Below are 11,414 nucleotides of genomic sequence, written 5' to 3'. Positions count from 1 at the left end.
CATCGCTGCAAGTTTACCAGAAGCTTTTGTGAAGTCTGGAGCAAGCGATAATAAATTTTTCTTTTCCAGATCTTCCTTTACGGCTATAAAGTTTGATGGCTTTAGTACACCGGTATAATCTTCGATCTCGTTAATATCTGGATATACTGAATATTGTCCAATTTCGTGAGAAATTAATGGCACTTCTATATTACGACTATTTGCGGTATAATCAGTTTCAAAATTTGGGCTGTATTCATTAAAAACACCTTGCCCGCGAATCCATCCTTTATCTGTCCACTGCGTTACAAAAAATTCATCTTCTGGTTCTGGACGAGTTCCTACCGGTTGCTGAAAAGAAAAACTTGTAGTCGCATATAAATGTCTTGTGTCTTTCTCTTTTAATTCTGAAACCAGATTATTTAATAAATCGAAGTTTCCTTCTAACTCGTTCCCCATAGACATAAATAGAAACGAAGGATGATGCCCATAATCTGCAATGATCTTATCGGCTTCACTTTCTAAAAACTGCCATGTTTTTTCGTCTTCCCCAACTTTTAAACTCCAATGCGGCAATTCTACCTGAAGGTACATTCCAATCTCATCGGCTGCAGCAAAAGCAGCTTCAGGAGGACACCAGGAATGAAATCTAAAATGGTTTAAGCCATAGGCCTTAGCTTTTTGATAAAGATCTAACCATTCCTCTTTTTGCATTGGCGGACGGCCGGTTAATGGAAAGATCACGCATTCTAAATTCCCACGTAAAAAGATTCGGTGATCATTTAGCGTAAGTTCTCCGCCATCATGGCTCAAGCTACGATATCCAAAAGTCTTGGTGATCTTTTTTTCTTCAGTACCTACCTGAACCGTATAAAGCTGCGGATTAAATTCGTCCCACTCTTCTAAAGCTCCTTCTACGGAAAACTGAAATTGAATTTTATTTTCTTCTTCGGAATATTCTGAAATAGATTCTGAAAAAACTGAAGCTCCCTCGCTATCTAAAACTTCTACTGAAATTGGCTTAGACGTACTACTATCTGTAGCAACTTCAATATTCAAAATACCAGTTTTAGTATCAGGATAAACCTCAACACTTTTAAAGATCTTTTGGCTAACAGGTCTAATCGAAATATCTCCTAAAATACCGTTCCATTTAATCTGCGTATGATTGGTATAGGCATGCGCCATTTCCTGATTAACTTTTACCGGGTAACGATCGCCAATCACATTAATATCTGGATAGAAATCTGAATTATCAATTAAAATACTAATCGTATTCTCGCCAGCTTTTAAATTTGAAAGCTCATATTGGTGATTCCCGATCAAACTTTCTCTAGAGCCTACTTCTTCTCCGTTCACAAAAACGGTAGATTTCCATAAAACTCTTTCCAGATTAAGCATCAAGGATTTCCCTTCCCATTTCTTAGGAATTTCAATTTGCTTTTGATACCAGGCTTTCCCAATATACTGTCGTTTACGTGTTAGACTGGAAAGCACATAATTATTAAGCGCAGGCGTGAGAGTATCTTTTTTACCGATCCCGGCTTCATCTAAAGTTCCGGGCAATTGTACTTTTTGGGTTTCATTATCCCAGGCCATTTGCCAATTTTCCTTGGTGCCAGTATCTAGAGAATCTAATCGAAGACTCCATTCTCCAGAAAGATCTATTTTGTTAGAATCTGCTTCCTTATCTGAAACGCAGGATAGTTGTAACGCACAAACAACAACCAAAAAAATAGTGGTGAATTTTGTATAATATGACATTCGGGTAGTTCATTTTAAGAACGAATAAAAACGTAAAACTTAGACTATAAACTTAGCTTAATTATACCCAATTTCGATACTTTTTTATCCAATTACCTATTTGAAACCGTTCATCCTATAACTCAATTTTCTAAAACTTACAACTCGTCCAAAAAAGTAAACCATTCACCGACAGTAAAAAATAGCCTGTCGATTTAGAAAAGATAAAAGCCTTAAGCTGATCTATTTTCGTGATATAAATCAACCAGATCATGAAGCAACAATTACTTTTTCTTTGTCTTTTAGTTTCTTTTTTCGGAACAGCCCAGGATTACAACTTCTTAGGAAGCTATGATAGCCAGGGAGTACCAGATTATTTAGTTGGTCGCGACAATATAAGCGCAGAAACCATGCAAATGATAGATGATGCGGTTCCAGAAGGTTATCCGGTACCAGATTATAATCCTCATTACATTACCGCTGGTTATGACACCGATCTTATCCTGGATAAAGATGCTGCTGTTTGGGTAACTTTTGTAAAAGAAGGTGCTGGTTATAAAAATGTTTTAGGCTTTTATACTTACGATATTAATGCGCCAAAACAACCAAAACCAGAACCAAAGGATATCACCATTATCTTCCCTAATGTTTCTGCAGCTGGATCTGGTGGTGGATTATATGCCGGCGATAAAGTTAAAATTGGAGATTTTAAGGCAGGAACCGGTATTGGCTGGGTGCTTTTAGCCAATGGTTGGAGAGGTTATGTAACCGGTGGTCACTGGCAGGTATTTTCTAATCCTGATTATAACCCAGAAGCCGATCCAGAATTAAGAAAGCATAATGTATTACTGGCAGATCCAGAAAACGAACGAGTAATCCTTGGTTTCGAAGATATTCGTCGAGATTATGCCAGCTGCGATCAGGATTTTAATGACGCTTTATTTTACATAACGGCTAATCCTTACGATGCGATAAGAACCGCTAATTACGTAGATATTAAATCGGCTACAGATGTAAGCTCTGCTAACCTTGGCGGATTAGAAAGTAATGGAAATTTAGCTTCTCTAATCGCTAAAAGAAATTTTAGCAGAATTAAAGAAAACAACTTTAAAGATCATAAACGTATACAATCAAAATATAAAGCTCAGGGCCCATTTATGAAAAACTCCCAGGTTAACCTGAAATCCCTACTACCAGAAACCGGGATGTTTGGCTCTGAGCAATCATATGAGTCTAGCCCAGAAGATCTTTTAGCGATCACTAATGCGAAAGAGATCTTCTCGGTAGACTATTACCAGGGCAATATGCGTGTTGCTGCAGCTTTGGCTACTTTAACAGATGACGGAATTTACGATCACTCTAAAGTAATTTGCGATCGATTAAACAGCTCTAGTTTAGAAGATATTAGAACAATTCAATTAGCAGGTCACGAAATCATCATGATCAAAATTCTTAGAGCTAGTGGTCAATTAGAATATGCACTTAATTTTTCTGTTCAACTTAATTCTGGTGGAAACAAATTGTACAGCTTCTGGAATATTGGGGATTATCCAAAAGGAAATTACGCAAATTTCCAGATTTGGGGCGGCTCTATGGGGCAGGTAAGCACTTTAGCAAAACATGTGATCGATACCTTTAAAGCTACAAACGGTTTAAGTTTTAATACTGAAGAAAGTGAGATCCCGAGTGTTTTTGTAAAAAAAGGAGTGTATAAAAACGGACAATTACATTTGCGCATCAAAAATAATTCGGGTGCTACGGTAATAAACTTTCAGGGAAATATTCGTTCAACTGAAGTGGCTTCTGAAACTGATTTCAATAAAAACATCACTTTAGCTGCTGAATATGAAGAAGAAGTGGTGGTAGATGCCGGAAGTTTATTTGACGTAGGATTAGAAATTCAGGGGAATAATTCACCAAAAGCAGATGCACTTTATTTAGCCGATGGTCCATGGGGAATTGATTATGCTGAAGCTGAAACCAAGATTAACTCTTTCAGTATTACTGAAGCGAAATTGGATAATTTCAGCAACAATTCTTATCAGATCGAAAGAAACGTAAATGTAAATGGTGAGATCTTTGGAACTTTAAATGTTTTCAGAAATATTCTGGCCGGAGATCAACAATTTTATACTGATAATTTTGAAGCCTTAGAATTTACTTCTAAAAGTAATCTTCCTATTGAAGTAATCCTGGTTACCGATGGTTTAACAGATTGGAATAAAAGATATCGCTACGCCATAGAAACCAATGAAGATGGAAAAATCTACAACTTAAGATTATCAGATTTCAGAAATGATTCTGAGAGTTTTAAAGGCGATCCACTAAAAGGAATAGTATTTTCTGTACAAGGGAATTATAGCGAATTTCAGCAATTTAATGTAAACATAGAAAATGTTCAGTTTACCAATTTTAGGGAAATTCCTTCACAGGAAAATCCAATTGCGGTAGTAGATACTCCCGTAAAGAAAGCCTATAATTATCCAAATCCTTTTAGAAATAATACAAGTTTGGTGTTACCAAAATCAGGAAAAAATGTAAAAGTGATGATCTTTGATATGGGCGGCAAAATGGTGCATAACAAGGAGTACGAACTGGAAAACGGAAAAATAGAAATCCCAATACAATTAAAAAGTGTGCCTCCGGGAATCTATAACAGCATAATTATCGTAGATAATAAAGATAAATCCCAAATAGGATTAGTCGTAAACTAATGGTTGGTTAGTTGGTTAGGTTAGTTATGAGTGAAAATGCCGGGAGTGGTTACCCGGCATTTTCTTTTTTATTGGCACCGCCAAAGAGTATAATACCCCGAGGCTTCTCTCGAAATTAAAAATCTACTTCCAAAAAAAGTCTTGTGGGCTTACCCCGAGATAATTTACTAAATTCGTTTTTTTAATCATAACAATATGACACTCGAGCAACTAAAATATCCCATTGGAACCTTTATAAATCCTGCGGAAATTACTCCGGAACTTCTTAAAACCTGGACTAAGGACATTGCAGAATTACCCGCCAAAATATCGAATCTTACCAAAGATCTTTCTGAAGAAGAATTATCCTGGCAATATCGCCCTGAAGGCTGGACAATAAAACAGGTGATTCATCATCTGGCCGATAGTCACATGAACAGTATCATCAGGTTTAAAATCGCTTTAACCGAAGAAGATCCTACCATTAGGGGCTATAACGAAACTGCCTGGGCACAATTAGATGATTATTCGTGTGATATCAACCAAAGTTTGATATTGCTAGAAGGTTTACATTATCGTTGGGTAAAATTGATCGAGAATTTTAACGAAAATGAACTTCAAAAGACTTTTTACCATCCAGAAAGAAAGCAAAAGTTCACTTTAAAAACCGCTATCGGGATGTATGCCTGGCATTCTAATCATCACCTGGCGCATATCGAACAGGCGATTAAATTTCAGGTGAAATTTGAGTAATATTGAAAATTTCTTGAATAAATTTTAGGCTTTGCCGTTAACTTTCTTTTTCTTATTTTAATTCCTTAAAAGTCTAAGTTTTAAGAATGTCTTCTACATCTCACTTCCCAAAAGGGCTAATGTTGATTGTAATATTATTCATTTACAATTCTAATGGATATGCTCAACAAGCGCTGGTTTTAGATTCGCTAAGTCTAGAACCTATTCCCTACGCTAATCTGAATTTTGGCAATAATCAAGGAAGTGTAAGTAATGAAGACGGAATTATCTTTACCCCAAAAGACCATGAGGAATACATTCTTTCTCATTTGGGTTATCAAACCAAAAAACTCCCCTCGAAAGATCTTAAAGACACCTTATATTTAAAAGCTTTAGCTTATAATTTGGATGAAGTTGTTTTAAACAATTTTAATGCAAGAGATACCATTTTAAAAGCTTTTGAAAATATCCCAAAGAACTTTTTTTCAAAGCCTTACAATCAGGAAGGAATATTTAGATATAGCTTAAAAAAGGATGGTAAAGGAGTAGAAATGATCGAAACCGACTTTCTATCCTACAAAGCTTCACTGGAAGAGGAAACCAAAACCAAAATTTCTGAGGTTAAAAAAACAGAAAAATATAAACGAATGAATCTTCTAAGTGGTGTAGCTGAGTTTTTAAATATAATGGATCCTACCTTAAAGAACGCTCCGATATTAGAAAAACTAAAAACAATGAATTTCAGTTATGCCGGTCGAATTGAAAACGAGGAAGAAGAAATCTATAAAATTGAAATCTCTGGAGGAGAAGATTCGGCAAATGGACATATTTTTCTAAGTAAAAACCAACTGACCATAAAAGAAATTAAAGTTGAATACCTAAGAAACCAGATACCAGAACTAACACCTGATAAACCAAACCACAACACACGAATTGCTTCACTTATTAAAATAAGTGCTGATGAAGATGGCAAACAATTTCTGTCTTATGCAGAAATCACAAATGATAAAACAGTGCTTTTTAAAAATGATTCGATCTTTCGTTTTGAGATGAAAGGTAAGATTGCCTTCAATAAATTAATTCAAGGAAAAAAGGTCAAAAAATTTAGAAGTAATTATAATTCGAAAAAAGCCTTCAATAAAACCGTGGCTAAATTTAAACAAAAGCAGCAATGGACCAATAGCCAAATGCTTCCCATGACTACTGAAGATTTAAATATTTTAAAAGATATTTATGCTAATTAATTCTATTTCGATTTTCTAAGATTTCCGATATCTCAAAGCCTCTTTTTTTAGATAATTGATGATCCGTAATTCGTTGTTTAGTCATTCCGTTCCAATAACCATTGGAATTGAAGCAGAATCTCATACTATATTGAAAACAAATTATTGTGATGGGACCCTGAATCAAGTTCAGGGTGACCATACCTCATTATTATCTATTTTGGACATTTAATTTGATAATCTTTTAAACTTACCTCGTTTCAAAAACCGGCTTATTCAAAAAGATCCACTTCAGTCGAAATCCAAATTCAGTAAAAGTAAAACCAGCTGCAGTGGCAGAAGCTATGTTACTTCGAGTTCCGTAGAAGTTCGCTAAACAACGCTCTGAAAATTTATAGCCAAACCTTCCCTGGATACGATAGGTAGATTGCTTGGGATCGTCTTCAATAAACTGGTAACCGGTTGCTGCGGTTAATCCGTAAAACAGACTTTTGGCTTCCACAGCATTTTCATCCATCAAAAATTCGACAAAAACTTCTACCGCATTAAATCGTGACGGACTAAAATAGATCGTTGGCACCTGATTCTTAAAACTTAAGAATTGATAATTTAGACCTCCTTTTAAAACCGGCTTCGACAAAAAGTTATAATACAACGAGGTAAACAGCAAATTCCTGCTATTTTCATCACTCTGCGAACTGTAATAATACTGCGTAAACCATCCTAAATTAAAATTGGTACCCATATTATAGTTCATGTAATAATTGTTCACTACGATTTCACGATCCAAAAGATCGGCGTTGAAATTCTGCACTTCGCGGTTATAACCAACTTCCAGATCCTGCAATTTATATGGCTTGATCTTGAAAAAAGCATGCGCTAAGAATTGATTATAATTATTACTGAAAGAGTTAGCCGAATTTATTCCTCCTAAAACATGAAAACTAGCTTTTGGATGAAATTTATAGCTTCCACCTAAACTGAAGTTATTTGAAGTTGCTTCATTTTCTGTAATGCTATTTCGGGTTTTTCGATAGTTATAATTGGCATTAAAACTCAGTTTTGTGCTAACAGGAAATTCAATATTGGTATTTGTAGCATAGGCTTTGTTATCACCGTTATCAAAGGTGTAATTTATTTTCTCTTCTACAGTTGGTGTAAAACTACGATCTAATTTGCCTAAGAAATTGGTCGCATCTTTTTGATTAGGAAACACCTTTAAAGTTTGATAAGCGGCATCGTAAGCATTTTCGGTTTCGCCATCTGCAAAATAAGCATTGGCAATTCCCAAATTTCCATCGAAAGAAGCAGTATCTTTTTCTAATATCTGCTGATAATCGGCAATACTTTCTTTAAAATCACTTCGATACATTCCTAAAGTTGCACGTAATGACAACACCCAGTTTTCTTCGCCGTAATCTTTTATTAATTCTGAAATGTAAGCTTCAGCATTTTTAAAATCTTTATTCCAAACCAAAGTCTGAGCATATCGTTCTCTTGAAGCCTGTATCGATGTGGAATCACCTAGGACTTCAGCTTTTTCAATAGCTTTTTCAGCAAGCCTCTGGGCTTCTTTTTCATTTTCAGCAATATGCGAAGCAAGTGACATTCCGTTTAAAGCGACGATACTATCTTTAGCGTTTTTGGCTAATTCCAGATACACATTTTTAGCTTCATCGGTTTCTTTAGTGATTAAATAGATATTAGCTTTATTCAGCAAGGTTTCTCTATCACCAGAAAAATCTTCTAAATTTTCATTCAGCAAAGCGATCGCCGGCTCGTATTGCTGATTTTGCATTTTTTGATACGCAAATCCAAGCCTGATGTATTTTTTAGAAACCATCGCATTTGGATTGCCGGGAGAAGTTTCTAATGCTCTATTCACATAGATCAAAGCATTGTCATATTCCTTCAAATTAGAAAGCGTGTTGGCAAAGCCTAAAAGTGCTGCAAAGTTTTCTGGATATTTTTGTACAAGATCGCTGTAATAAGCTTTAGCTTTATTAAAATGGCTTCCCCATAAAAGTGATTCGGCATAATTTAGTTCGATTTCCAGGTCACCGGGATAGTCTTTCAGCAAATCGGTAAAGATCGAAGTTGCCTTTTGCGGTTCACCGTTTAAGCCTACTGCCCTACCGTAGCACAAATTTGCAGTTTTGTTATCTGGATATTCGTTTAGAATACCTTCAAAAAAAGTTTCAGCTTTCGCAAAATCGCCTTGTTCTAAATAGCCAAAACCTTCCTGCATGTCTTGCGCAGATACTAATTGAATGCCTAGAAACAGAAAAAATAATAGGTTAAGTTTTTTCATGGGTACTTGGTTAATTTTTGTAGTTGCAAGTTAAGCCTGTTTTGGTCTTCATTCATCTACATAAAACTTCCGCTCAACGAAATAGAATCCCTTTTCACTGAAATCTACTGGATATTTGTGCCGATAACTAATCTAAAACCGAACTAAAATGATTTTATCACAACTAAAGGTAAGAAAAATAACGCCGGAACAGTTTTTTATGCTGAGCGCAATGGGTGTTAATTTAGGTAACTACCTATACAACTTGTTGTTAGGTAGAATATTGGGACCAGAGCAATTTGCTAATGCTGCGATCCTAATTACTTTTTTACTGGTTTTGTCGTTTATCGCCATGACATTTCAGTTAACCGTTGCTAAGTTTACCGCAGGTTACGAGACTGAAAAACAACTTCATTTCCTTAATTATGTAAAAAAAGCCAGCCTTATAATTGGAATCGTGGCTTCGCTTGCTGTTGTTCTATTTGCAGGACAACTTCAAAATATTTTTAATACTGATAGTAAGTGGATGTTCGTGATTTTTGGTGTTGGGATCCCGCTTTATTTTTTAATGAGCGTAAATCGTGGTTTTTACCAGGGAAGCAAAAGTTTCTATAAACTTTCTGCAACCTATCAAACCGAAATGTTTAGCAGATTAGTGATCACATTACTTTTGGTAACGCTTTTGGCTAATGGATCTTCGGTTTTAATTGCTTCAGGAATTTTGATCTCTTTTGTATTTGGATTGATCCCTTTTAAAAATAGCGGCAATTTTTTCGCAAAAGTGACCTTAGAACAATCAGATCGTAAAAGCCTGGTAAATTTTATCGCCATCACTGCTTTTTACGAGCTTACACAAATCATTATCAACAACAGCGACATCTTGCTGGTAAAACATTATTTCGATTCTTACGAAGCCGGTTTATATGCTTCGCTGGCTTTGATTGGCCGATTGGTTTACTTTGTAGCCTGGATGTTCGTGATGATCTTATTGCCAACCGTTGTACAAAAAAAGAAAAATGGCGAAAATACCTTACCTGTGCTTTTTAAGTATGTTGGTTTTGTAAGTCTTTTAGCGATAAGTATAATTACAGTGACTTATTTTGTGCCCGAGTTAATTATAGACATCATGTTTGGTGATGCTTATACCAGTATCGCGCCTTTACTTTGGAAGTACGCCTTAGCCACCTCTTTATTCGCAATCTCTAATGTTTTTGTGTATTACTTTTTATCGATCGATAAATACATGCCGGTAGCCTTGTCTGGGATCTTTGGTATGGGACAGGTAGGACTAATTGTTTTCTTTCATAATTCTTTAGAACAGGTGGTGTTAGTACAGATCATTATTATAGTGGTGCTACTTTTAATTCAACTGGCATATTTCTTTTACCAACACAAAAAGAAAGCTCACCTACAGTAAATTACCGTTTATCGAAGAAGAAAAAATTAAGACAGGTTTATATAGATATTTGAATCATAATTAAAAGAACAAGATTTTCTAAAATAACTAACTCCTTCTAAAAGAGGATTTTTAAAACCAAATTTACCATGAAACTAGCAATCGTAACAGCGTTCCCTCCTAGCAAAGTAACCTTAACGGAGTATGGATATCATTTGGTAAAGCATTTTGCTTTAAAGGATGAAGTAGATGAGATCGTATTAATTACAGATCATACAGAAGAAGAAAAGCAAATTGACTTCGATGCGAATTGCAAGATCACGGTTAAAGACTGCTGGAAGTTTAACAGTTACGCCAATATTGTAAATATTTACAAGGCAATTTCAGCTGAAAAACCAGACGCTATTTTATTCAATTTGCAGTTCATGAAATTTGGAGACAAGAAAGCTGCTGCGGCTTTAGGCTTAATGCTTCCTATGATCTTCAAGATAAAAAGAATCCCAACGATCGTTTTATTGCATAACATTCTAGAAACTGTAGATCTTGAAAAAGCAGGATTTACTCAGAATAAATTGATGCAAAAAATGTACAATTTTATAGGATCTACACTTACAAGATTAGTTTTACAAGCAGATCTTGTAGCCGTAACCATTAGTAAATACGAATATATTTTAAAATCGAAATACAGAAAAAAGAACGTAATGTTGATTCCGCATGGTGCTTTTGAAACACCGCCAGAACCAACTTACGATCTACCAGCAGGTCCAAAAAAGATCATGACTTTTGGCAAATTTGGAACTTATAAAAAAGTAGAGATCTTAATTGAAGCGATCGAGAAATTAAGAAGAACCTCAAAACAGGAAATGGAAATTGTAATAGCAGGAACCGATAGTCCTAATACGCCTGGTTATATCGAAAGCATGAAAAAGAAGTATAAGGATGTCCCTAATCTTACATTTACCGGTTATGTTGAAGAAAAAGATGTACCGGTGATCTTCGGAGAAAGTGCGGTAGTTGTATTCCCCTACACCTCAACTACCGGAAGCTCCGGGGTTTTACACCAGGCAGGAAGTTACGGGAAAGCAGTAGTGCTTCCAGATCTTGGTGACTTAGGAATTTTGGTAAGAGAAGAAGGCTATCGTGGCCAGTTCTTCACACCATCCAATGTAGATTCTTTAGCAAAGTCTATCGATGCGATCATATCTAACGATGGATATCGCGTAGAGCTTGGTAAAAAGAATTACAAAGCTTCATGTTCTTTACCAATGGAAAAAATTGCAGATATGTACTTAGAGCAATTTCATAGAATTATGAACAAAAATTTTAAAAACGGAATGAGCGTAGTTCAATAGATTGGT

Annotated in this window: 7 protein-coding genes; 5 read left to right on the top strand and 2 right to left on the bottom strand. The window is 35.5% G+C overall.

Going from position 1 to position 11,414, the window contains the following annotated elements; genetic code table 11:
* On the bottom strand, positions 1-1,743 hold a 1,743-nt coding region (locus BM201_RS06185; protein ID WP_394333729.1), incomplete at its 3' end, for a sugar-binding domain-containing protein.
* A 251-nt stretch (positions 1,744-1,994) separates the two neighbouring features.
* On the opposite strand from BM201_RS06185, the gene BM201_RS06180 reads away from it, so the two are divergent.
* The 3 genes from BM201_RS06180 to BM201_RS06170 all read left to right on the top strand — a co-directional run bounded on the left by BM201_RS06180 (position 1,995) and on the right by BM201_RS06170 (position 6,391).
* A complete protein-coding gene (locus BM201_RS06180) occupies positions 1,995-4,436 on the top strand; it encodes a DUF4114 domain-containing protein (protein ID WP_092540528.1) in 2,442 nt (813 codons plus the stop codon).
* A gap of 195 nt (positions 4,437-4,631) precedes the next feature.
* Entirely contained in the window at positions 4,632-5,168 is a 537-nt protein-coding gene (locus BM201_RS06175) for a YfiT family bacillithiol transferase (RefSeq protein ID WP_092540526.1), read from the top strand.
* A 119-nt stretch (positions 5,169-5,287) separates the two neighbouring features.
* Positions 5,288-6,391: a peptidase associated/transthyretin-like domain-containing protein gene (locus BM201_RS06170; protein ID WP_217643047.1), complete on the top strand. Its 1,104-nt coding sequence runs from the start codon at positions 5,288-5,290 to the stop codon at positions 6,389-6,391.
* 229 nt (positions 6,392-6,620) lie between these two features.
* Here BM201_RS06170 and BM201_RS06165 read toward each other — a convergent pair whose 3' ends face one another.
* Positions 6,621-8,681 (bottom strand): tetratricopeptide repeat protein, encoded by a 2,061-nt coding sequence (locus tag BM201_RS06165; protein ID WP_092540522.1) that lies wholly within the window; start codon positions 8,679-8,681, stop codon positions 6,621-6,623.
* A 148-nt stretch (positions 8,682-8,829) separates the two neighbouring features.
* Here BM201_RS06165 and BM201_RS06160 point away from each other — a divergent pair, with 148 nt between their 5' ends.
* Both BM201_RS06160 and BM201_RS06155 read left to right on the top strand, forming a co-directional pair.
* Positions 8,830-10,077, top strand: coding sequence for an oligosaccharide flippase family protein (locus BM201_RS06160; protein WP_092540520.1), 1,248 nt, complete (start codon positions 8,830-8,832; stop codon positions 10,075-10,077).
* 128 nt (positions 10,078-10,205) lie between these two features.
* Positions 10,206-11,408 carry a glycosyltransferase gene (locus tag BM201_RS06155; RefSeq protein WP_092540518.1) on the top strand — a complete coding sequence of 401 codons (1,203 nt, stop codon included), beginning with the start codon at positions 10,206-10,208 and terminating at the stop codon, positions 11,406-11,408.
* Positions 11,409-11,414: the final 6 nt, after the last annotated feature.

Origin of the sequence: Zunongwangia mangrovi (assembly GCF_900112105.1) — a bacterium.
GTDB lineage: Bacteria > Bacteroidota > Bacteroidia > Flavobacteriales > Flavobacteriaceae > Zunongwangia > Zunongwangia mangrovi.
The sequence above is the reverse complement of the archived record's forward strand: the minus strand, read 5'-3'. Positions and strand labels throughout refer to the sequence as shown.

Coding starts and splice junctions, on each gene's coding strand:
- BM201_RS06165 (WP_092540522.1), bottom strand. CDS start 8,681: ATGAAAAAACTTAACCTATTATTTTTTCTGTTTCTAGGCATTCAATTA.
- BM201_RS06155 (WP_092540518.1), top strand. CDS start 10,206: ATGAAACTAGCAATCGTAACAGCGTTCCCTCCTAGCAAAGTAACCTTA.
- BM201_RS06180 (WP_092540528.1), top strand. CDS start 1,995: ATGAAGCAACAATTACTTTTTCTTTGTCTTTTAGTTTCTTTTTTCGGA.
- BM201_RS06160 (WP_092540520.1), top strand. CDS start 8,830: ATGATTTTATCACAACTAAAGGTAAGAAAAATAACGCCGGAACAGTTT.
- BM201_RS06175 (WP_092540526.1), top strand. CDS start 4,632: ATGACACTCGAGCAACTAAAATATCCCATTGGAACCTTTATAAATCCT.
- BM201_RS06170 (WP_217643047.1), top strand. CDS start 5,288: ATGTTGATTGTAATATTATTCATTTACAATTCTAATGGATATGCTCAA.